Raw genomic sequence first — 22,452 nt, forward strand, 5'->3', positions numbered from 1 at the left:
GGGGGCGCGGGGGGGGGGGGGGGCCCGCCCCGCGGGGGGGGGCGCCCCCCGGCCCGGGGTCCGGGGGGGGGGGGGGGGGGGGCGCCGGGCGGGGCCCCCGCCCCCCCCCACCGCCGTCGTGCGGACGTCGAGGACGTGGGCGACGTCACGGTCGTCACGGCCGCCGGCGCACCAGCCGCAGCAGATCCTGGTTCGAACCCCGCCGCGCCCAGGCGATGAGGACCAGCGGCACGATCAGGATCAGCGGGGTCGCGGCGTTCTCGCCATGGAAGACGATCATCTGGACGAAGAACGCGCCGAGCATCAGTGCGCTCAGCGCGGTCGCGGCCACCGACTGCAGCAGCGGGACCAACAGGGCCAGTCCACCGGCGAGTTCGAGCGCGCCGATGGTGTACATGCCCGCGCTGCCCCAGCCGATCCGGTGGAAGGAGTCGACGGCGTACTGGTTGGCGATCAGCTTGGGCAGGGCGCTGGCGACGACGTAGAAGAGGCCGAGCACCACCTGCAGGGTGCGCAGGGCGATCCGTCCGCGGCGCCGGCGGACGGCGGGGGTGGTGGAGGCGGAGGCGGAGGCGACGGTGGTGACGGGGACGGTGGTCTCGGACATCGGGTTCTCCTGTGGTGAGCGGTTCGTGTCGCTGTCACAGAGTTGGACCCGGGCTCCCGTCCGAACTCATCGGTCGCCGCGCCCCTTTCTCACAGCGGCATCCATCCGTGCCCGATGTACCAGTGCCCGCCCGCCCGCAGATGGTCGCCCACGACGCGTTCGACCGTCGTCCGCCGGGGCAGGCCCTCGATGGGCAACTCCGGGTCGCCGAACACGAACTGCACGGGTTCCCGGTCGGACGGCTCGGCGTCCACGCGAATGACCCGGAAGCGCTCCTGGAAGCCGACGATGTTGGAGTCCGCCGGCAGGTGCTCCGTCAACTGCGGGTCCAGCAGCCAGGAGTGGCACAGCCCGGCCCGGTACTTCTCCTCGGGAAAGTACCGGGCGAAGAACTCGGCGGCCAGCGCGAGCGAGCGGTCGCAGGCCTCGGGCGACAGCGGGCCGAGGAAGTCGGGGATGTGGAGGTTCAGGCACGGGGTGCCCGGTCCGGCGTCCAGCCCGGCCGCCGCGAGCGCCTCCCCCGTACGCTGCCCGAGCCGCGCCCGCTCGAACTGCAGCCGTCCCAGTTGGTAGAGCTCGCCCCGGAAGTGGTGGGCGAGCCATCGCGGGGCCTGCACACCGGCCAGCCCGTGGCATCGGCGGTGGACGGCCATGTTCCGCCCGAGGTCGGCGAGACTGCGCCGGGAGACGTCGTCGGGGATGCCCCGGGAGCGGTGGTAGGCGCGCGTGTGCGGCAGCACGGCCACGTAGACGTACGCGGGGAAGCAGCGTTGCAGTGGGCCCGACGCCCAGTCGAGCTCGGGCAGCTCGAGCGGGGCCTCGACCTCCCCGATGCCGCTCACGATCTCCGCGACCGCGGCCTCCAGTGCTCGTCGCAGCTCCGGGTCGTCGGTGATCCGTCGCCCCATGCGGACGACCTCGTTGATGTCCTCATGCGGCACGGCGAGGTCCACCAGCACCTCGGCGAGCTCGTCGGCGTCCGGCAGCAGCACGCGTTCCCCCTCGTCCAGACCTCTTTGGTGAACGTCCGCAACGAAGAGTACGTTGCAAACAGGAGTGGTGATCGGACGATGCGTACCGGCAGTGAGCCCACAACCGCGCGCAGTGCGCTGCGAGCGCGGTTCTGGCTGAGCGTGTGGGGCCTGGTCTGGACGGTCTTCGGCACGGCCGCGTTCGCGCTGGCGGGTCGGCCCGGGTGGGCGGCTGCCTGCGGGGCGCTGTGGCTCGTGGTCACCGTCGACATGACGATCATCCTCAGGCACATCCGCCAGGGCCCGCACTACCAGCCGGGCCCGGACGTCCCGCCCTACCGCCCGCCGGAGAGCCGGCCGCGCAACTGACTCACGCCGAGTCGTCGAAGCGCGCGGCCTTGAGGTACTGCGGGTTGGGGTCCAGTGCGGCCGCCAGCCGGAAGTGGCGCTTGGCCTGGTCGCCGCGCCCCTGGCGTTCGTAGGTACGGGCCAGGGCGAAGTGCGCGAACGAGTTGTCCGGCTCGCGCTCCAGGACGATGGTGAACTCCAGCTCGGCGGGCCGCAGTTGGGCGGCGGCGAAGAAGGCTCTCGCGCGCAGCAGCCGGGCGGCGGTGTTCTCGGGGTGCGCGGCGATCACCGGGTCGAGCAACTTCACCGCGCCCCGCGGGTCCCGTGCGTTGAGCAGCTGCTCGGCGGCACGGAAGTCGATGACATGCGTCTCCGGAGTACGTCCGGTCGAACCGCTGGTCTCGGGCACGGCAGAGTCCTTCCCTCACTGGCCGGTTTCAACGCACCGCGAGGGCACCGCTATTCCCCGAGCCGGGCTCTGCGCACGAGATCGGCCCAGACCTCCTTGACCCGGCGCTCCAGCTCCTCCAGCGGTACGTCGTTGTCGATGATGACGTCCGCGATCTCCCGGCGCTGCTCGCGGGTCGCCTGGGCGGCCATCCGCGCGCGTGCGTCCTGCCCGGTCATGCCCCGCAGCCGTACCAGCCGGTCGAGCTGGGTCTCGGGGCTCGCGTCGACGACGATCACGACGTCGTAGAGCGGGGCAAGGCCGTTCTCGGCGAGGAGCGGCACGTCGTGCACGACGACGGCGTCCTCGGCGGCGGCCTGCTCCAGCTCCCTGGACCGGGCGCCGACGAGGGGGTGCACGATCGAGTTCAGCACGGCCAGCCTGTCCGGATCGGCGAAGACGATCGACCCGAGCCGGGGCCGGTCGAGGCTGCCGTCGGCGGCGAGCACCTCCTGGCCGAAGGCCTCGACGACGGCGGCGAGTCCCGGCGTACCGGGCTCGACGACCTCACGGGCGATGCGGTCCGCGTCGATCAGCACCGCCCCGCACGCGACGAGCAGCCGTGACACCTCGCTCTTGCCGGCACCGATCCCGCCGGTCAGGCCCACTGTCAGCATGAGCGAAAGCTTAGGCGGTGCCACTGACAGCGGGACCGCCGGAGGTCAGTTGTCGCCCTCGCGCTCCGCCAGGAACTTCTCGAACTCACGCCCGATCTCGTCCGCCGACGGGATGTCCACCGGCTCGGCGAGCATGTTGCCCCGGCTCTCGGCGCCCGCGACGGCGTCGTACTGGTTCTCCAGGCCCGTGACGAGGGCGGTGAGTTCCTCGTCGCCCTCCTGGACCTGCCGGTCGATCTCGGTCTGGGTGCGGTGGGCGTCGTTGCGCAGGGCGTGCGCGATGCCGGGGAGGACCAGGCCGGTGGCGGCCGTGACGGCCTCCAGCACGGTCAGGGCCGCGTCCGGATACGGCGAGCGGGCGATGTAGTGCGGCACGTGCGCGGCGACGCCCAGGACGTCGTGGCCGGCCTCCATCAGGCGGTACTCGACCAGCGACTCGGCGCTGCCGGGGACCTGGGCCTCGTCGAAGGGGCTCTTGTGGCCGGGGACGAGGTCGGTGCGGTTGCCGTGCGGGGTCAGGCCGACCGGGCGGGTGTGCGGAACGCCCATCGGGATGCCGTGGAAGTTCACGGACAGGCGCACGCCGAGCCGCTCCACGATCTGCTGGACGGCCGCGGCGAAGCGTTCCCACTCCACGTCCGGCTCCGGGCCCGACAGCAGCAGGAAGGGCGCCCCGGTGGCGTCCTGGACGAGCCGCACCTCGATGGTGGGCTCCTCGTAGGCGGTCCACCGGTCGCGCTGGAAGGTCAGCAGCGGGCGGCGGGCGCGGTAGTCCACGAGCCGGTCGTGGTCGAAACGGGCCACGACCTGGTGGGGCAGCGAGTCGAGCAGCCGGTCGACGATCTGGTCGCCGGTCTCGCCCGCGTCGATGTATCCGTCGAAGTGGTAGAGCATGACAAGCCCGGCCGATTCCTGGGCGAGCGCCATGTCGACGACGGCCAGCCCCTTCGGCTCCCATGCGTACAAACCCTGCGGATCAAGCACAGTGACCGCTCCTCCTCGTGTTCATACGCTTCAACACCCCCTGGAGCAGCGGCATTCCCGCCAGGGCCCTTGATCAGCCATCTCTCGCGGACTTTCATGACTGGGCGCAGGGCAACGCCCTTTCTTCAGGGGCGCGGGGCTGTATCGATGTGCGGCTCCGCCGCGTGGGCGCGACAAGCCCCCACCGGCAGCCGGCCGAAACACAACCAGACCAACACTGAGGGGCCGCACCCTCGAAAGGTACGGCCCCTCAGTTCAGGAGCTACTGCTCAGTGAGCGTCAGCTCTGACCACCCGCGAGCTTCTCGCGCAGAGCGGCAAGCGCCTCGTCCGACGCCAGCGCACCGGAGGTGTCCGCACCCTCGGAGGAGTACGAACCGCCACCCGCGGCCGGAGCCGCACCCGCGGCGTCGCCACCCTCGGCAGCGGCGGCAGCGTCGGCCTCGCGGCTCTTGATGACCTGCTGCTGGTGCTGCTCGAAGCGCTGCTGCGCCTCCGCGTACTGGGACTCCCACGCCTCGCGCTGGGTCTCGTAGCCCTCGAGCCAGTCGTTGGTCTCGGGGTCGAAGCCCTCGGGGTAGATGTAGTTGCCCTGGTCGTCGTAGGACGCGGCCATGCCGTACAGGGTCGGGTCGAACTCGACCGACGCCGGGTCGGCACCGAAGGACTCGTTGGCCTGCTTGAGGGACAGCGAGATCCGGCGACGCTCGAGGTCGATGTCGATGACCTTGACGAAGATCTCGTCGTTGACCTGGACGACCTGCTCCGGGATCTCCACGTGGCGCTCGGCCAGCTCGGAGATGTGGACCAGACCCTCGATGCCCTCGTCGACGCGGACGAACGCACCGAACGGAACCAGCTTCGTGACCTTGCCGGGCACGACCTGGCCGATCTGGTGGGTGCGGGCGAACTGCTGCCACGGGTCTTCCTGGGTCGCCTTCAGCGACAGGGAGACGCGCTCGCGGTCCATGTCGACGTCGAGGACCTCGACCGTGACCTCCTGGCCGACCTCGACGACCTCGGAGGGGTGGTCGATGTGCTTCCAGGACAGCTCGGAGACGTGGACCAGACCGTCGACGCCACCCAGGTCCACGAAGGCACCGAAGTTGACGATCGAGGAGACCACACCGGAGCGGACCTGACCCTTCTGGAGGGTCGTGAGGAACGTCTGGCGGACCTCGGACTGGGTCTGCTCCAGCCAGGCACGGCGGGACAGGACCACGTTGTTGCGGTTCTTGTCCAGCTCGATGATCTTCGCCTCGAGCTCCTTGCCCACGTAGGGCTGGAGGTCGCGGACGCGGCGCATCTCGACCAGGGAGGCCGGGAGGAAGCCACGGAGGCCGATGTCGAGGATGAGACCACCCTTGACGACCTCGATGACGGTACCGGTGACGATGCCGTCCTCTTCCTTGATCTTCTCGATGGTGCCCCAGGCACGCTCGTACTGGGCGCGCTTCTTCGAGAGGATCAGGCGGCCTTCCTTGTCCTCCTTCTGGAGGACCAGGGCCTCGATCTCGTCGCCGACGGCCACGACCTCGTTCGGGTCGACGTCGTGCTTGATCGAGAGCTCGCGGCTCGGGATGACACCTTCGGTCTTGTAACCGATGTCGAGCAGGACCTCGTCCCGGTCGACCTTCACGATGACGCCGTCGACGATGTCGCCGTCGTTGAAGTACTTGATCGTCTCGTCGATCGCGGCGAGGAAGGCTTCCTCGTTACCGATGTCGTTGACCGCAACCTGCGGGGTGGTGGCGGTGGTCTCGGTGCTGCTCGTCATGTGGGAAAGGGCTCCGGTACGGACATTGAAGTCGTAGGTACTGCTTACGCCGGGAGCCCGTTTCGCTCTGCAGAAGCCGGACAGCCAAGGAAGCGCCACACAAAACCACTGGTGGCGCCTCGAGAACCGAGGGGACATACAACAGATGCGAGCGCAGCCTGCTACGTCTGAGGTGCGCAGGCCCGCAGCGCAACTTGTAGCATACGGGGGCAGCCAGGCAGGGTCAATGCGCGAAGGCGCACACCCGGGGCGGATCGCCGCATACCCGGCACAAGAACTGTCTCTGGAGGCCAAGCAGGCCTGCCAGACCCCTTCCGTGACACCTCCGGGCGTCGGGTTGGAGGGAAGAGCCCGCACACTAATACGAGGGAGCCGATCATCCAAGAGCCCGTTTCCTCCCAGCCCGCGTTCGAGCCGGAGGCCGTCCGACGCACGGCGGACGTCACGGAGAGCGCCCGGGCCAACCGGGGCTGGTGGGACCGCAACGCCGACGAGTACCAGGTCGAACACGGCACGTTCCTCGGTGACGACCGGTTCGTGTGGGGCCCCGAGGGCCTCGACGAGGTCGAGGCCGAGCTGCTGGGTCCCCCGGAGGAACTGAAGGGCAGGGACGTCCTGGAGATCGGCGCCGGCGCCGCCCAGTGCTCGCGCTGGCTTGCCGCGCAGGGCGCCCGTCCCGTCGCCCTCGACATCTCGCACCGCCAGTTGCAGCACGCCCTGCGCATCGGCGGGTCGTTCCCGCTGGTGTGCGCCGACGCCGGCGCCCTCCCCTTCACGGACGCCTCCTTCGACCTGGCCTGCTCGGCGTACGGGGCGCTGCCGTTCGTGGCCGATCCGGTGCGGGTGCTGACCGAGGTGCGCCGGGTGCTGCGCCCGGGCGGGCGTTTCGTCTTCTCGGTGACCCATCCCATCCGCTGGGCGTTCCCGGACGAGCCGGGCCCCGAGGGCCTGTCCGTCTCCGCCTCCTACTTCGACCGCACCCCGTACGTCGAGCAGGACGAGAAGGGACACGCGGTCTACGTGGAGCACCACCGGACGATCGGCGACCGCGTGCGGGACGTGGTGGCCGGCGGCTTCCGCCTGGTCGACCTGGTGGAGCCGGAGTGGCCGGCCTGGAACACCTCCGAGTGGGGCGGCTGGTCGCCGCTGCGCGGAAACCTGATCCCGGGCACGGCGGTCTTCGTCTGCGTACGAGACTGAGCAGGTGATCCGTTACGACGCCTTGGGCGCCCTGCCCGTACGCTCCGCGCTGCCCGCGCTGGTCGACGCGCTGGAGGGGCACGGCACCGCGGTGCTCGTGGCGCCCGCGGGCACGGGCAAGACCACCCTCGTGCCGCTCGCGCTGGCCGGGCTGCTCGACGACGGACCCGCTCGCCGGGTGCTGGTGGCCGAGCCACGCCGTATCGCCGCCCGCGCCGCGGCCCGGCGGATGGCGTGGCTGCTGGGCGAGAAGCCCGGCGGGAGCGTCGGGTACACCGTGCGCGGCGAGCGGGTCGTAGGGCCACGCGCGCGCGTGGAGGTCGTCACGACCGGTGTGCTGCTGCAGCGTCTGCAACGGGACCCGGAGCTGACGGGCGTGGACGTGGTGGTGCTCGACGAGTGCCACGAGCGGCATCTCGACGCGGACACCGCGGCCGCGTTCCTGTGGGACGTACGGGAGACGCTGAGGCCCGAGCTGCGGCTGGTGGCCGCCTCGGCGACAACGGACGCCGCGGGGTGGGCGCGGCTGCTGGGCCACGCGCCCGTCGTCGAGGCGTCCGGCGTCTCGCACCCGGTGGAGGTCGTCTGGTCGCCGCCGGACCGTCCCGTGAGGCCGCCGCACGGCACGCGCGTGGATCCGGCGCTGCTGGACCATGTGGCGTCGACGGTGCGGCGGGCGCTGCGCGAGCGGGACGGGGACGTGCTGTGCTTCCTGCCCGGGGTGGGCGAGATCGCGCGGGTGGCGGGGCGGTTGGGGGACCTCTGCGATGTCGACGTCCTCCAGGTGCACGGGCGGGCCCCGGCGGCGGTGCAGGACGCGGTGCTGACTCCGGGCGATCGGCGCCGGGTGGTCCTTGCGACGTCGGTGGCGGAGTCCTCCCTGACGGTGCCCGGGGTGCGGGTGGTCGTCGACTCCGGGCTGGCGCGCGAACCCCGCGTCGACCACGCGCGCGGGTTGAGCGCGCTGGCGACGGTACGGGCCTCACTGGCCGCGGGGCGGCAGCGGGCGGGACGGGCCGGGCGTGAGGCGCCGGGGGCGGTGTACCGCTGCTGGGCGGAGACCGAGGACGCGCGTCTGCCGCGTTTCCCCTCGCCGGAGATCAAGGTGGCCGACCTGACGGCGTTCGCGCTCCAGACGGCCTGCTGGGGCGATCCGGAGGCCTCCGGGCTGGCGCTGCTGGATCCGCCGCCGGGCGGGGCGATGGCGGCGGCGCGGTCCGTGCTGAGCGCCGTCGGGGCGGTGACCCCCGCGGGCGGGGCCACGGACCGGGGCGTGGCGCTGGCCCGGCTGGGCCTGCATCCGCGGCTGGGGCGGGCCCTGCTGGACGTGGGCGCCGAGCGGGCCGCCGAGGTGGTCGCCCTGCTCAGCGAGGAGGCGCCGCGCGAGTACGGTGACGACCTGGCCGGCGCGTTGAGGACCGCTCGGCGCGGCGGCGACAGTTACGCGGGACGGTGGCGGACCGAGGTCCGCCGACTGCGCGCGCTCACCACCGCCGCCGACAAGACACGCGCGCCACTGGCCCCTCCCCCGGACGACGCGTACCCCGCCTCCGGCGGCGACGACGCGCTTGCCGGCACCGTCGCCGCTCTCGCCTTCCCGGAGCGGGTCGCCAAGGCCGATGGCGGTTCCTACCTGATGGCCTCCGGGACGCGTGCCGAACTCCGCGCCGGCAGTCCCCTGCGCGGCGCCCCGTGGATCGCCGTCGCCGTCGCCGACCGACCCGTCGGCAAGGGGCACGCGCGTGTGCAGCTCGCCGCCGTGATCGACGAGGACGTGGCCCGGCGTGCCGCCGCGTCCCTGTGCTCGACTGTCCAGGAGGTCCACTGGGCCGGCGGGGACGTGGTGGCGCGGCGGGTAGAGCGGCTCGGGGCGATCGAGCTGGCGGTGCGGCCGTTGAGGGACGCCGACCCCGTCCTCGTACGCGAGGCGCTTCTCGAGGGGCTGCGGCAGGAGGGGTTCGGCCTGCTGCGGTGGTCGCCCGACGCCCTCGTGCTGCGGCAGCGGCTCGCGTTCTTGCACCGGCGGCTCGGGGAGCCGTGGCCGGACGTGTCCGACGACGCGCTCCACGCGCGCGTGGACGAGTGGCTGGAGCCGGAGCTCGGGCGGGCCCGCCGGCGGGCCGACCTCGCGCGGATCGACGCGGGAGGTGCGCTCGGCCGTCTGCTGCCGTGGGCCTCCGGGCAGGCCGCGCGGCTGGACGAGCTGGCGCCCGAGCGGATCGCCGTACCGAGCGGGTCCCGGATCCGGATCGACTACGGCGACCCCGAACAGCCCGTTCTCGCCGTGAAGTTGCAGGAGATGTTCGGGCTGCACGAGTCGCCCGCCGTGGCCGGGGTGCCGTTGCTCGTGCACCTGCTGTCCCCCGCCGGGCGGCCCGCCGCCGTCACCGCCGACCTCGCCTCCTTCTGGAGGGACGGCTACCAGGGGGTGCGCGCGGAGTTGCGCGGGCGGTATCCGAAGCATCCCTGGCCCGAGGACCCCGCCTCCGCCGAGCCGACCCGGCACACCAACGCGCGGCTCAGGCGGTGACCGGTTCCTGCTCCGAGGACTCGACGGGTTCCGGATCGCCGGGGCGGCGGCCGCGGGCCTCCAGCCACAGGGACAGGGCCAGCAGCAGGGTGCCGAGGATCAGGAAGCCCCAGGGGAGGTAGGAGGTCATCAGCAGGACGAGGGTGCGGTTGGACTTGACCAGGGCGACGGTGTGCTCGACGAAGTCCTCGCGCATCTTCACGTCCCCCGCGAAGGCCGTGACCTTGGGGCGGTCGCCGAGGAGGGTGCCGCCGCGCAGCTCCTCCTTGTGGATCTCCTCGCCGTTGACGGGGGCGCCGGTGACCGGCTCGACCCAGAACTTGCGGACCGTGGTGTACCAGCGGGTGGTGCCGGTCTTCGCGACCGACTCGGGGGTGATGCCCTTGACCGGCATGACCTTGGGGAACTTCACCTGGGTCCAGGGGATGGTCTGTTCGAAGTAGTAGACCGTCAGACCGCGGAAGGTCTGGGTGCCCTTGTAGTGGATGGGGTTGGTGGTGCGGGTCTGCGCGTCGAAGTACTCGTAGTCCCGTTTCTGCGTGAGGAACGGGAACTTGAACTCGATGCCGGTCCGCTTCACGGGGTCGCCGTCGACCATCTCACCGGTCGCGTGCACGGGGGCCTGGCTGTGCGCGTCGAAGATGTAGCGCTCGGGGATGCTGGAGACCATCTTGCCGTCGGGGCCCTGGACGTAGGAGAGGCCGTCCCAGACGACGACGTCCCGGCCCACCGTCCGGTCGATCTCCTTCGCGGCCTGCACGTTGCCTTTGAGCGTCTGCACGATGGTGACCTTGGGGACGGTGCGCGCCTTCATGGTGCCGTAGTCGAGGAGCGTGGCGTTCTTCGCCTCCAGGACCACGTCCTGGTACTGGTCGGCGGGGATCTTGGCCAGGCGCGGGAAGGCGTACCAACGCAGCAGCGGGGACAGGGCCGCGAAGAACACGGCGAAGGCGAGCAGGACCAGACTGGCCTTGCGGCGCATCTCGGCCTCCCGGGCGGACGGCTACGGGTGTGCGGGCACCGTCGTCAGCAGCGGTTTGGGGGACGTCTTTCCCGTCGGCGTCCCCATCGCGGTGATCGTGAGGACCAGCGCGAACGCGAGGGCGAGACCGGTCGCGGCGGCGATCAGGGCGCGCATTCCTGCCTCCCGACGGACTGGAACTGATACATCGTCAGGTCCGGCACCGTAGCAACGGGTGGGCGAGATGAGAACACGTCGCACACACAACGACGGCGCCCCTCTTCGCTCAGGGGCGCCGTCGGTGTTCGCAGGAGTACCGAGGACTACGTGCTGGGGCTCGCCGAAGGACTCGGCGAAGGGCTCGTCGAGGAGCCGGCCGCGGCGACGTTCAGCTGGACGTCGAGCGTCGCTCCGCCGGCCGTGGTGATGCGCAGGACGAACGTGCCGGTGGTGTCGTCGGCATACAGCTTGGGCAGCTTCAGCAGGCCGCCTGCGTCCGTCTGCAGGCCGGTCAGGGTGCGCACGGTCTTGCCGTCGGCGTCCTTGAAGTAGGGGCCCTTGTCGTTCACGGTCGGGTCGAGCACCGACTTGACGAGGGTGGCGGTGACACCGACCTTGCCGGCGACGGCGCCCTTGTAGGTGGCCTTCACCTCGACCTGGTCGGCGAACTCGCCGCCCGGGGTGCAGGTCAGCGCGGTGTCGCTGGTGCGGACGAGGGTGTCGGCGACGCGCTCGGTGACGCTGGCCGGGTAGTCGAGGCCGGCGACCGCGCGGCCGACGACGGTGGCGCGGACGGTGAAGTCGCCGGTCTTCTCGCCCGCCTGCAGGGCCGGTGCGACCGCCACGCCGGTGCTGTTGGTGACGACCGTGGCGACGGTCTCGCCGCCGGTGAAGGTGGTGTCGGTCGTGCCGACGACGGTGAAACGGACGCGGACCTTGGCGACGGCCTTGCCGGCCTTGGTCACGGCCTTGGTGCTGATCTTCTGGGTGAAGGCGTCCCCGGCCATCGCGGTGAGCTTCAGGGTGCCCGCGTCCGCCAGGTGGTCGACCGTGTCGGTGGGCGTGGGCGTGGGTGGCGTCGGGTTGCCCGGCGTCGGCGGCGTGCTCGGGCCGCCGGACGGCGGGGTGGGGCTCGGCGAGCCCTTGCCCGGCGGGGTCGTCCTGCCCGGCTTCGTGGGCGTCGGCTTCGGGTTGGCCTTCTGGGTGTTGTCGCTGCGGTGGGAGGGGACCGTGCCGGTGCCGTCCGGGATCTGGTGGGTGCCCTTGCGGTAGTACTCCAGCCACGACAGGACGGTGTTCAGGTAGTCCTGCGAGTTGTTGTAGCTGAGGATCGCGCTGTTGAGGTCCGTCTGGTTCGACAGGTCCCAGTCGTTGCGGCACAGGTAGTGGGCGGCGGCGAGGGCGGAGTCGTAGACGTTGTTGGGGTCCTTGACCCCGTCGCCGTTGCCGTCGCGGCCCGCCCAGGCCCAGGTCGACGGAATGAACTGCATGGGGCCGACGGCCTGGTCGTACTGACTGTTGCCGTCGTACTTGCCGCCGTCGGTGTCCTTGATCATCGCGAAGCCGTTGCCGTCGAGCACCGGGCCGAGGATCGGGGTGATCGTGGTGCCGTCGGCGGTGACCTCACCGCCGCGGGCCTGACCCGACTCGACCTTGCCGATGGCTGCGAGCAGCTGCCAGGGCAGGTTGCAGCCGGGCTTGGCCTGCTTGAGGGCCGCCTCGGCCTTCTTGTAGGCGTCGAGGACGGTCGCGGGGATGCCTGCCTCCGCGGCGCCCTGCGCGATCGGGGTGCCGCCCGCGGTCGGCGAGGAACTCGGGCTGGGGTTCGGGCTGTTGAGCGGCGGCAGGTCCGTGTAGTACGGCGAGTTGCCGGTCGCGGCGCCGGTGTCGGCGGACGCGTCGGGTGAGGGCTGGGCGCTGGAGGCGGTCTGTCTGCCGTGGTCGTCGACCGGCGCTCCCGGCGCCTGGGACGCGGACAGAGCGGCGACCGCGACCGCCGCCACGGCGCTGGTCGCCGCACCCTTGGCCAGCCTCCTGCCGAATTGCGCCGCCATAGAGTGAACCCCTCCCGTGGACGCCCGAGCGCCCGTCCTTCGTCTGTGTGCTCGCCTTGTTGTGACGATCACCCCACGGTGCAGGTTGCCCTCGTGGGGCTGTGACCCAGGCGACCCTACGACAACTTGCTTTCCAGGTGCACCCGTTCGTGCCCGGTTTTCACCGGTTGGTCATCCGGGGGTTGACCGGAACGTGCCCCGCATACTGGATCCTCCCTAACGAACGTCCCCTCCGAGGAGCCCTGTTGCCGTTCACCCTGAGCCATGCGGCGGCGGTCCTGCCGGCCGTGCGATCCGACGGAGACGGGCGCGGCCGACTGGTTCCGGCCGTTCTGGTGGCCGGTTCCTTCGCACCCGACATGCCCTACTTCGCGGCGAGTGTCGTATCCGGCGGGATGGAGTTCGGAGACGTCACCCACTCCTTCCCCGGTGTCCTCACCGTCGACGTGCTGATCGCCTGGGCGCTGACCGGTCTGTGGCTGCTGGTGCGCGAGCCGGCGCTCGCGCTGCTCCCACGGTCCTGGCAGCCGCGCCCGGCCGCACTGCTGCGCTGCGGTGCGCCAAGCGCGCGGGTACGGCCGTCCTCACTGGCCCGCTGGTACGCGTCGGCGGCGCTCGGCGCGCTCACCCACGTCGTGTGGGACGGGTTCACCCACCACGACCGCTTCGGGACACGCCTGTTCCCCGTGCTCGCCCACACGATCGCGGGCTCCCCCGTGTACTCGTACCTGCAGTACGCCAGTTCCGTGGCCGGCGCGCTGGTGATCGCCGTGTGGCTGGCCCGCTCCCTGCGACGGGTGCCGCCGAACACGGCCGCGACACTGGCGGTTCCCCCGTTCTCGACGCGGGACCGCTGGTGGGCCACCGTCCTGCTCGCCGGGTGCGCCGCAGCCGGCGCCGTGGAGCGGGCGGCACGATGGTGGGCGTACTGGGGCGCAACGGCGAAACCCTGGGAACTGATCCCGTCCCTGTGCTTCGGGGCAGGCGCAGGCCTCGCCCCCGGGCTGCTCGTGTACGTCCTGGCGGTACGGCTGCGGCGCCCGACTCCGCCCGCCGCACAACCGGAACGGGTCAGCACGGAGCCGGGCCGCCCCGCCGGTCGGTGAGACCATCGGCGGTCACGTGGACCGGGCACGCGAGTCGCACCCGGCTACCCGTCTGCGTCGCGGGGTACAGGTCCGCGTCTGCCCCGGACGCCGACGAATCCGAGCGGGCCGTCAGACCCGTCGGGGAGACCGCCCACGGTCCCGAGGAACGGGCGCGCGAGTCCTGGCCGGCTGCTCGACCACCTCGGGGGTGCGGGGCGGCGTCCAGCTCCGCGCGTCGGCGGATCGGAGCGGGTCAGCGTCGAGTCGGGCCGTTCGGGCGGTTGGGGCCGGCGGTCACGACGAACACGGTGACGGTGCGGGGGCGGGTTCGGCGGACGTGGCTCGCCAGGTGCCGGACGCGTCGGGCGCATCCGGCCGCGTAGCCGAGGCCCAGGCCGGCCCACAGTCGCCACAGGGGCGGTTCCCCGGGGGTGGTGGCGAGTCTGCGGCGCAGGGCGGCGGCCGTGCGGCGCAGGGTGGTGGCCAGGTCGGTGGGGATGCGGGCGGTGCTCGCGGTGGCGGCGTGGGCCGGGACCGGGGCGAGGGGCACGACGGGGGCCGGCTCGGCACCCTGCGCTCTCGCCGGGCGGCGGTGGAGCATGCGTATACCCATGCCCGCATCCTTACGGCAGCGGCCGGGCGTGGGCGCCTTTGCGGGGGCCACGAGAGTGACGGGACCGCCAGGCTCGAGGGCCGGGCGGACCGGCGAGGTCGGCTGCGGTTCGCCCGCGCCCCAAGGGGGCGCGGGAAGCTGCGCGACCAGCCGCGACGCGCCGTCAGCCGGCCACGGCCCGTCGCGGCACTTCCCGCGGAGCGCAGAGCGCTCAGTGCGCCGCCGACTCCCAGTCCGGGCCCGCGCCCACCGACACGCCCAGGGGTACGTTCAGGTGGACCGCGTCGGACATCTCCCTGCGGACGATCTCTTCCGCGGCCGCGCGCTCGCCGGGGGCGATCTCCAGCACGATTTCGTCGTGGACCTGCAGCAGCATGCGGGAGGTGAGGCCGGCCGCCCGCAGCGCGCTGTCGACCTTGAGCATGGCGATCTTGACGATGTCCGCCGCCGTGCCCTGGATGGGCGCGTTCAGGGCCATGCGCTCGGCGGCCTCACGGCGCTGCCGGTTGTCACTGTTGAGGTCGGGCAGATAGCGGCGCCGGCCGAAGAGGGTGGCCGTGTAGCCCGTCGCCCTCGCCTCGTCGACCGCGCGGCGCAGGTAGTCGCGGACGCCGCCGAAACGCTCGAAGTAGGCGTCCATCAGGGCCCGTGCCTCACCCGCGTCGATGTTCAGCTGCTGGGACAGGCCGAAGGCCGACAGCCCGTACGCCAGGCCGTAGGACATGGCCTTGATCTTGCGGCGCATCTCCGCGTCCACGGCGGTGGGCTCGACGGCGAAGACCTGGGAGGCGGCCGTGGTGTGCAGGTCCTCACCGGAGGTGAACGCCTCGATGAGGCCCGCGTCCTCGGAGAGGTGCGCCATCACGCGCAGTTCGATCTGGCTGTAATCGGCGGTCATGAGGGATTCGAAGCCCTCCCCGACGACGAAGCCCCGACGGATCGCGCGGCCCTCGTCGGTGCGGACCGGGATGTTCTGCAGGTTCGGGTCGGTGGAGGACAGGCGGCCCGTCGCGGCGACCGTCTGGTTGAAGGTGGTGTGGATGCGGCCGTCCGCGGCGATCGTCTTGATCAGACCCTCGACGGTGACCCGCAACTTGGCCTGCTCGCGGTGACGGAGCATGATCACCGGCAGTTCGTTGTCCGTCTGGGTGGCGAGCCACGCCAGCGCGTCGGCGTCCGTGGTGTAGCCGGTCTTCGTCCGCTTCGTCTTCGGCAGTGCCAGCTCGCCGAAGAGGACCTCCTGGAGCTGCTTGGGCGAGCCCAGGTTGAACTCGTGCCCGGCGGCCGCGTGCGCCTCCTTCACCGCCTGCTGCACGGCGCCCGCGAACATCTGCTCCATGGCCTCCAGGTGGGCCCGGTCGGCCGCGATGCCGTGCCGCTCCATGCGGGCGAGCAGGGCGGAGGTGGGCAGCTCCATGTCCCGCAGCAGGTCGGCCGCGCCGACTTCCCGCAGGCGGCTGTCGAAGGCTTCGCCCAGGTCGAGGACGGCGCGGGCCTGGACCATCAGGGCCTCGGCCTCGGCGCCGTCGTCCGTGCCGAAGGCGAGCTGTCCGTCGGCCGCGGCGGCGGGCGCCAGCTCGCGGTGCAGGTACTCCATGGACAGGGCGTCCAGGTCGAAGGAGCGGCGGCCGGGCTTGACCAGGTAGGCGGCGAGGGCGGTGTCCATGAAGACGCCGCCGACGCTCCAGCCGTGCTCGGCGAAGACGCGCATGGCGCCCTTGGCGTCGTGCAGCACCTTGGGCCTGGCGTCGTCGGCGAGCCAGGCCGCGAAGGCCTTCTCGTCGGCCTCGTCGAGCTGCGAGGGGTCGAACCAGGCGGCCGGCCCGTCGGCGGCGGCGAGCGCGACCTCGGCGACCGAGCCGGTGCCGAGCGCCCAGGTGTCGACGGTGGCGACACCGAGGGTGCCGGTGCCGTGCTCGGCGAGCCAGGGCGCGACCTCGCCCGTGCCCAGCACGGCGGTGTCCAGCTGCACGCCGTCCGTCGTGACCGGGGTGGCCTCCGCCTCCTCGGCGCCCGGGTCGACGGCGAACAGCCGCTCACGCAGGGACGGGTTACGGATCTCCAGGGTGTCCAGGATCATCGCGACGGCCTTGCGGTCGTACGCGGGACGCTCGAGGTCGGTGACGGCCTTGGGCAGCTGGACCTGCCGCTCCAGCTCGGTCAGGCGGCGGTTGAGCTTCACGGCCTCCAGGTGGTCGCGCAGGTTCTGCCCGGCCTTGCCCTTGACCTCCTCGACGCGCTCGACCAGCTCGGCGAACGACCCGAACTGGTTGATCCACTTCGCGGCCGTCTTCTCGCCCACGCCCGGGATGCCCGGCAGGTTGTCGGACGGGTCGCCGCGAAGGGCCGCGAAGTCGGGGTACTGCGCGGGCGTCAACCCGTACTTCTCGAAGACCTTCTCGGGGGTGAACCGGGTCAGCTCGGAGACGCCCTTGGTCGGGTAGAGCACCGTGGTGTGCTCGGAGACAAGCTGGAAGGAGTCCCGGTCGCCGGTCACGATCAGCACCTCGAAGCCCTCGGCCTCGGCCTGGGTGGCGAGCGTGGCGATGACGTCGTCCGCCTCGAAGCCGTCGACCGCGAACCGCGAGACGTGCATCGCGTCCAGCAGCTCGCCGATCAGCTCGACCTGGCCCTTGAACTCGTCCGGGGTCTTGGAGCGGTTGGCCTTGTACTCGGTGAACTCCTCGGAGCGCCAGGTCTTGCGGGAGACGTCGAAGGCCACCGCGAAGTGCGTGGGCTCCTCGTCACGCAGGGTGTTGGCCAGCATCGACGCGAAGCCGTAGATCGCGTTCGTCGGCTGGCCCGTCGCCGTCGTGAAGTTCTCCGCGGGCAGCGCGAAGAACGCGCGGTACGCCAGCGAGTGCCCGTCCATGAGCATGAGGCGGGGGCGGCTGCCGCCGGTGGTCGTCTCGGTCTTCTTCGATGCTGTCTCTGCCACGTCCCCGATCCTGCCACGCCCCACTGACAGTCGGCTGCCATCGGGGGCCACGGCCGGGAAATGGAGTGGGCGGGAGCAGAACGGGCCGGGAGGAGCCACCGACGGTCGTTGCCTCTTCCGCAACTATTGCCTGATACGCAACCATGGGAGGGTTCCGTACACACCCCTCGGCCTCGTCGTCGGCGGTGCGTGCGAGGATCGGAGATGTAGCGCACGGGCGCCGGTGAAGGAGACGCAGCGATGGCAACGAAGCCGCCCAAGGGCGATCCGGTTCAGGACGCGCCGCAGGTCGCCGGGCCGAAGCACGCGGCGGCCGGCCTGCCGGCCCTCGGGCACACCCTGCGCATCGCGCAGCAGCAGATGGGTGTGAAGCGGACCATGCTGACGCTGCTGAGCGTCAACCAGAAGAACGGCTTCGACTGCCCCGGCTGCGCCTGGCCCGAGCCCGACCAGCGGCACACGGCCGAGTTCTGCGAGAACGGCGCGAAGGCGGTGGCCGAGGAGGCCACCCTGCGCCGGGTCACCCCGGAGTTCTTCGCCGCGCACCCCGTCGCCGATCTCGCGACCAGGAGCGGCTACTGGCTGGGCCAGCAGGGCCGCCTCACACACCCCATGTACCTGCCCGAGGGCGGCGAGCACTACGAACCGGTGAGCTGGGAGCGGGCCTTCGACATCATCGCCGAGGAGATCGCCCGGCTGTCCTCCCCCGACGAGGCCGTCTTCTACACCTCGGGCCGCACCAGCAACGAGGCCGCCTTCCTCTACCAGCTGTTCGCCCGCGAACTGGGTACCAACAACCTGCCCGACTGCTCCAACATGTGCCACGAGTCGTCCGGCTCGGCCCTGACGGAGACCATCGGCATCGGCAAGGGCAGCGTCCTGCTGGAGGACCTCTACAAGGCCGACCTGATCATCGTCGCCGGACAGAACCCGGGCACGAACCACCCGCGCATGCTCTCCGCCCTGGAGAAGGCCAAGGCGGGCGGGGCGCAGATCATCAGCGTCAACCCGTTGCCCGAGGCCGGACTGGAGCGGTTCAAGAACCCCCAGACCCCGCAGGGCATGCTCCGGGGCGCCGCCCTCACCGACCTGTTCCTGCAGATCCGCATCGGCGGCGACCAGGCCCTCTTCCGCCTCCTCAACAAGCTGATCCTCGAGACGGACGGCGCGGTCGACGAGGAGTTCGTACGCGAACACACCCACGGCTACGAGGAGTTCACGGCCGCCGCGAAGGCCGCCGACTGGGACGAGACCCTCGCCGCGACCGGCCTCACGCGCGCGCAGATCGAGCAGGCCCTCGTCATGGTGCTCGCCTCGAAGCGCACGATCGTGTGCTGGGCGATGGGCCTGACCCAGCACAAGCACTCCGTGCCCACCATTCGCGAGGTCGTCAACTTCCTGCTTCTGCGCGGCAACATCGGCCGCCCGGGCGCGGGCGTCTGCCCCGTGCGCGGCCACTCGAACGTGCAGGGCGACCGCACCATGGGCATCTTCGAACGGCCCGCGCCCGCCTTCCTGGACGCCCTGGAGAGAGAGTTCGGCTTCGCACCCCCGCGCGAGCACGGCTACGACGTCGTACGGGCCATCCGCGCCCTGCGCGACGGCGAGGCGAAGGTGTTCTTCGCGATGGGCGGCAACTTCGTCGCCGCCACTCCCGACACCGACGTCACGGAAGCCGCCATGCGCCGCGCCCGCCTCACCGTGCACGTGTCGACCAAGCTGAACCGCTCGCACGCCGTCACGGGCGCACGCGCCCTCATCCTGCCCACCCTCGGCCGCACCGAGCGCGACCTGCAGGGCAGCGGCGAGCAGTTCGTGACCGTCGAGGACTCCATGGGCATGGTGCACGCCTCCCGCGGCCGCCTCGAACCCGCCGGCAGGCAACTGCTGTCCGAACCGGCCATCGTGTGCCGGCTGGCCCGCCGCGTGCTGGGCGAGGGCAGCGTGGTGCCGTGGGAGGAGTTCGAGAAGGACTACGCCACCATCCGCGACCGCATCGCACGGGTCGTGCCCGGCTTCCAGGACTTCAACGCACGCGTGGCCCGCCCCGGCGGCTTCGCCCTCCCGCACGCCCCCCGCGACGAACGCCGCTTCCCCACCAGGACCGGCAAGGCCAACTTCACCGCCGCCCCCGTGGAGTACCCCGAACTGCCCGAGGGCCGGCTGCTGCTGCAGACGCTGCGCTCCCACGACCAGTACAACACCACCATCTACGGCCTCGACGACCGCTACCGGGGCATCAAGAACGGCCGCCGGGTGATCCTCGTCAACCCCGAGGACGCACGCGCGCTGGGCGTGGCCGACGGAGCGTACGTGGACCTGGTCGGCGAGTGGAAGGACGGCGTCGAGCGGCGCGCGCCCGGCTTCCGCGTCGTGCACTACCCGACGGCCCGCGGCTGCGCGGCCGCCTACTACCCCGAGACCAACGTCCTGGTCCCCCTGGACCACACCGCGGACACCAGCAACACCCCGGCCAGCAAGTCCGTCGTCGTCCGTCTGGAACAATCGGCAACCGACTGAGCGTTTGCTCAGCCGGCTTGCAGACTGATCGAGACGAACGGAGCCAGGCCCATGGGCGAACAGCAGCACGTGACGTTCCCGCAGGAGGTCATCGACGAGTACGCCGCACTCGGCGTCGACCTCCCCGCGCTGTTCTCCGCGGGCCACCTCGGCACCCGCATGGGCGTCCAGATCACCGAGGCCTCCGCCGACCGCGTCGTCGGCACCATGCCCGTCGAAGGCAACACCCAGCCCTACGGACTCCTGCACGGCGGCGCCTCCGCCGTACTCGCCGAAACCCTCGGCTCCGTCGGCTCCATGCTCCACGCCGGCAGCACCAAGATCGCCGTCGGCGTCGACCTCAACTGCACCCACCACCGCGGCGCCCGCTCCGGCCTCGTCACCGGCGTCGCCACCCCCCTGCACCGCGGCCGCTCCACCGCCACCTACGAAATCGTCATCAGCGACGAGCAGGGCCGCCGCGTGTGCAGCGCACGCCTGACCTGCCTGCTGCGCGACGTGAGGCCCGGCGACGCACCCACCGCCGCCACCGACTAGACCACACCCCGAAAGGTGCCGGCGGACCGCCTCCACCGGCACCTTTCCCCACCCGCGACCCTCACCTACCGTTTCCCCATGAGGCTGCGGACATGAGCGGCATCGGCCCCGTCGAACCCGTCGACCAGACCGGGCCACACGAAGCCCACGACATCATCGGCCACGACACCCCACGCCTCACCGACCAGGCCGCCCGCCACTGGCACGCCCTGCCACCACGAGCCCGCCGCACCGCCGTCACCCTCACCGTGATCGCCGCCGGCGCCCTCGCCGTCCTGCTCGCCCCCTCCACCGGCAGCCCCGACACCCCCACCCCGCCCGCCCCCGTCCCCTACCCCGCCAACGTCACCTCCTGGCACTACCTCGGCCCCCGCACCACCCCCCCGCCCACCCACCACCAGCGGCCTGTTCCGCTTCGCCGTGACCGTCAACAGCGGACCACCCGTCACCCTCACCGTCATCGACGCCGCCTTCGCCGGACTCACCGCCCACTCCACACCACGGCCCGACATCACCGTCACCGCCGGCACCACCCGCAGGGTCACCGTCAGCATTTCCGTATCCGACTGCAACGGCCTCCCACTGAATGCCGACCTACCCTTTCTCGACGTAACGCTGCGTAACAAGCGCGCAATACAGCGCCACAGTTTCATCTTCGGCAGCGCATACGCCCACGACCTTTCCCGGCTGCTTCACACAGCCTGCGACCACTCGCCCGCCAGCCTGCCCTCACGGCCAAGCGGAAGTGCAGGTTCTCAGAATGCGGACTGAAGGGAAATTCCACCAAAACGGCCAAGAGCACCCCTCACCCAGCCCGACAAACCACCCCGTCATAACAAGAGAGTCACAAGCCAGTGCACAGCCGTGCCGCTGCCTACAGACCGGGCTTAGAGTCACGCCCAGTCACCGCTCCATCGGGAGTTCGGTACCAGCGCGGCGACACCGCCCCCACGGGGTGGACCCGCCTGCGGAAAGGACTGATTGTGCGACAGCGTTCCCTGGTGATTCTTACCTCCGTGCTCACAACCGGGGCTCTGACTCTCACCGCCTGCGGCTCCCGGGACAACGGCAACAAGAGCGGTAGCGGCAGCTCCGGCACCACTCTGACCATCGGTGTCGACGCCCCGCTGTCCGGCGAGAACTCCACCACCGGTCTCGGCATCCAGTACGGCGTCCAGATCGCCGTGGACGACGCCAACAAGAACAACTGGGTCCCCGGCGTCAAGTTCCAGGTCAAGGCCCTCGACGACAAGGCACAGCCCGCCACCGGCCAGTCCAACGCCACCGCCCTCGTCGGCGACAACTCCGTCGTCGGCGCCGTCGGCCCGCTGAACTCCGGCGTCGCCCAGTCGATGCAGCAGGTCTTCAACTCCGCCAACATGGTCGAGATCTCGCCCTCGAACACCAACCCCACCCTCACCCAGGGCAAGGACTGGCAGACCTCGAAGACACGTCCCTACAAGACGTACTTCCGCACCGCCACCACCGACGCCCTGCAGGGCAGCTTCGCCGCCGACTACGCCTGGAACGGCCTCAAGAAGAAGAAGGCCTTCGTCGTCGACGACAAGCAGACCTACGGCGCCGGCCTCGCCGGCATCTTCAACGGCGCCTTCAAGAAGCTCGGCGGCGGCATCGCCGGCACCGACCACGTCAACACCGGCGACACCGACTTCAGCTCCCTCGTCACCAAGATCAAGGCCTCCGGCGCCGACATGGTCTACTACGGCGGCCAGTACGACGAGTCCGAGAAGATCACCAAGCAGCTCAAGGGCGCCGGCGTCAACATCCCGCTCATGGGCGGCGACGGCATGTACGCCACCACCTACATCCAGACCGCCGGCAAGGCCGCCGAAGGCGACCTCGCCACCTCCGTCGGCGTCCCCGCCGACACCCTCCCCGCCGCGAAGAACTTCGTCGCCACCTACAAGTCCAAGGGCTACAAGGGCGACTACGGCGCCTACGGCGCCTACTCCTACGACGCCGCCACCGCCATCATCAAGGCGGTGAAGGCAGTCAAGGACGCCAACGGCGGCAAGCTCCCCAGCAGCAACGACCTGCGCTCCAAGGTCGTCGACGCCGTCCAGAAGTCCAACTTCCAGGGCATCACCGGCACCGTCTCCTTCGACCAGTACGGCGACACCCAGAACAAGCAGCTCACCGTCTACCAGGTCAAGAACGGCAAGTGGACCGCCGTGAAGACCGGCACCTTCAACGGCTGACCGGCACCACCCGGCACCACAGCCCAGAAACACCGCACCAC

19 protein-coding genes are annotated in these 22,452 nt (G+C 71.2%); 8 read left to right on the top strand and 11 right to left on the bottom strand.

Annotation, left to right across the window (positions count from 1 at the left end; all coding sequences use genetic code 11):
- Positions 1-154: 154 nt before the first annotated feature.
- Together ACIRVK_RS23025 and ACIRVK_RS23030 are read right to left on the bottom strand one after the other, a co-directional pair.
- On the bottom strand, positions 155-607 hold the full coding sequence (locus ACIRVK_RS23025) for a DoxX family protein (RefSeq protein WP_404249862.1): 453 nt from the start codon (positions 605-607) through the stop codon (positions 155-157).
- Positions 608-696: 89 nt separating this feature from the next.
- Complete coding sequence (locus tag ACIRVK_RS23030) at positions 697-1,596, bottom strand: acyltransferase domain-containing protein (protein WP_404249938.1); 900 nt, start codon at positions 1,594-1,596, stop codon at positions 697-699.
- Between the two features lie 81 nt (positions 1,597-1,677).
- On the opposite strand from ACIRVK_RS23030, the gene ACIRVK_RS23035 reads away from it, so the two are divergent.
- Positions 1,678-1,947 (top strand): DUF6343 family protein, encoded by a 270-nt coding sequence (locus ACIRVK_RS23035; RefSeq protein WP_404249864.1) that lies wholly within the window; start codon positions 1,678-1,680, stop codon positions 1,945-1,947.
- Position 1,948: 1 nt separating this feature from the next.
- Here ACIRVK_RS23035 and ACIRVK_RS23040 read toward each other — a convergent pair whose 3' ends face one another.
- The 4 genes from ACIRVK_RS23040 to rpsA form a co-directional block, all read right to left on the bottom strand.
- Positions 1,949-2,335: a tetratricopeptide repeat protein gene (locus ACIRVK_RS23040; protein ID WP_404249866.1), complete on the bottom strand. Its 387-nt coding sequence runs from the start codon at positions 2,333-2,335 to the stop codon at positions 1,949-1,951.
- Positions 2,336-2,385: 50 nt separating this feature from the next.
- Positions 2,386-2,991: a dephospho-CoA kinase gene (gene coaE / locus ACIRVK_RS23045; RefSeq protein ID WP_404249868.1), complete on the bottom strand. Its 606-nt coding sequence runs from the start codon at positions 2,989-2,991 to the stop codon at positions 2,386-2,388.
- Positions 2,992-3,036: 45 nt separating this feature from the next.
- The gene (locus tag ACIRVK_RS23050) at positions 3,037-3,975 is read right to left on the bottom strand and encodes a PAC2 family protein (RefSeq protein ID WP_404249870.1); all 939 of its coding nucleotides are present in this window, start codon (positions 3,973-3,975) and stop codon (positions 3,037-3,039) included.
- A 279-nt stretch (positions 3,976-4,254) separates the two neighbouring features.
- A complete protein-coding gene (rpsA, locus tag ACIRVK_RS23055) occupies positions 4,255-5,751 on the bottom strand; it encodes a 30S ribosomal protein S1 (RefSeq protein WP_289915893.1) in 1,497 nt (498 codons plus the stop codon).
- Between the two features lie 300 nt (positions 5,752-6,051).
- On the opposite strand from rpsA, the gene ACIRVK_RS23060 reads away from it, so the two are divergent.
- Positions 6,052-6,951 (top strand): class I SAM-dependent methyltransferase, encoded by a 900-nt coding sequence (locus ACIRVK_RS23060; protein WP_404249940.1) that lies wholly within the window; start codon positions 6,052-6,054, stop codon positions 6,949-6,951.
- Positions 6,952-6,955: 4 nt separating this feature from the next.
- Complete coding sequence (gene hrpB / locus ACIRVK_RS23065) at positions 6,956-9,481, top strand: ATP-dependent helicase HrpB (RefSeq protein ID WP_404249872.1); 2,526 nt, start codon at positions 6,956-6,958, stop codon at positions 9,479-9,481.
- On the opposite strand, the gene ACIRVK_RS23070 is transcribed toward hrpB, so the two are convergent.
- The 3 genes from ACIRVK_RS23070 to ACIRVK_RS23080 all read right to left on the bottom strand — a co-directional run bounded on the left by ACIRVK_RS23070 (position 9,471) and on the right by ACIRVK_RS23080 (position 12,496).
- On the bottom strand, positions 9,471-10,463 hold the full coding sequence (locus ACIRVK_RS23070) for a DUF3068 domain-containing protein (RefSeq protein ID WP_404249874.1): 993 nt from the start codon (positions 10,461-10,463) through the stop codon (positions 9,471-9,473). The genes hrpB and ACIRVK_RS23070 overlap by 11 nt on opposite strands.
- Positions 10,464-10,484: 21 nt before the next feature.
- The gene (locus tag ACIRVK_RS23075; protein WP_404249876.1) at positions 10,485-10,619 is read right to left on the bottom strand and encodes an SPW_0924 family protein; all 135 of its coding nucleotides are present in this window, start codon (positions 10,617-10,619) and stop codon (positions 10,485-10,487) included.
- A 146-nt stretch (positions 10,620-10,765) separates the two neighbouring features.
- On the bottom strand, positions 10,766-12,496 hold the full coding sequence (locus ACIRVK_RS23080; protein ID WP_404249878.1) for a lytic transglycosylase domain-containing protein: 1,731 nt from the start codon (positions 12,494-12,496) through the stop codon (positions 10,766-10,768).
- A gap of 245 nt (positions 12,497-12,741) precedes the next feature.
- Here ACIRVK_RS23080 and ACIRVK_RS23085 point away from each other — a divergent pair, with 245 nt between their 5' ends.
- The gene (locus ACIRVK_RS23085) at positions 12,742-13,602 is read left to right on the top strand and encodes a DUF4184 family protein (RefSeq protein WP_404249880.1); all 861 of its coding nucleotides are present in this window, start codon (positions 12,742-12,744) and stop codon (positions 13,600-13,602) included.
- A 235-nt stretch (positions 13,603-13,837) separates the two neighbouring features.
- Here the strand turns inward: ACIRVK_RS23085 and ACIRVK_RS23090 are convergent, their stop codons facing one another.
- Complete coding sequence (locus ACIRVK_RS23090; protein WP_404249882.1) at positions 13,838-14,197, bottom strand: hypothetical protein; 360 nt, start codon at positions 14,195-14,197, stop codon at positions 13,838-13,840.
- Between the two features lie 211 nt (positions 14,198-14,408).
- Positions 14,409-17,135, bottom strand: a complete 2,727-nt coding sequence (gene polA, locus ACIRVK_RS23095) for a DNA polymerase I (protein ID WP_404249884.1) — start codon at positions 17,133-17,135, stop codon at positions 14,409-14,411.
- A 240-nt stretch (positions 17,136-17,375) separates the two neighbouring features.
- Here polA and ACIRVK_RS23100 point away from each other — a divergent pair, with 240 nt between their 5' ends.
- The 4 genes from ACIRVK_RS23100 (at position 17,376) to ACIRVK_RS23115 (ending at position 22,411) form a co-directional block, all read left to right on the top strand.
- Positions 17,376-19,655 (top strand): FdhF/YdeP family oxidoreductase, encoded by a 2,280-nt coding sequence (locus tag ACIRVK_RS23100; RefSeq protein WP_404249886.1) that lies wholly within the window; start codon positions 17,376-17,378, stop codon positions 19,653-19,655.
- A gap of 51 nt (positions 19,656-19,706) precedes the next feature.
- Complete coding sequence (locus ACIRVK_RS23105; protein ID WP_404249888.1) at positions 19,707-20,192, top strand: PaaI family thioesterase; 486 nt, start codon at positions 19,707-19,709, stop codon at positions 20,190-20,192.
- A 420-nt stretch (positions 20,193-20,612) separates the two neighbouring features.
- Positions 20,613-20,963: a hypothetical protein gene (locus tag ACIRVK_RS23110; RefSeq protein ID WP_404249890.1), complete on the top strand. Its 351-nt coding sequence runs from the start codon at positions 20,613-20,615 to the stop codon at positions 20,961-20,963.
- A 227-nt stretch (positions 20,964-21,190) separates the two neighbouring features.
- Positions 21,191-22,411, top strand: a complete 1,221-nt coding sequence (locus ACIRVK_RS23115; protein WP_404249942.1) for a branched-chain amino acid ABC transporter substrate-binding protein — start codon at positions 21,191-21,193, stop codon at positions 22,409-22,411.
- The last annotated feature ends 41 nt before the right edge of the window (positions 22,412-22,452 follow it).

The sequence above is a fragment of the Streptomyces sp. NPDC101152 genome, assembly GCF_044768275.1.
Lineage (GTDB): Bacteria > Actinomycetota > Actinomycetes > Streptomycetales > Streptomycetaceae > Streptomyces.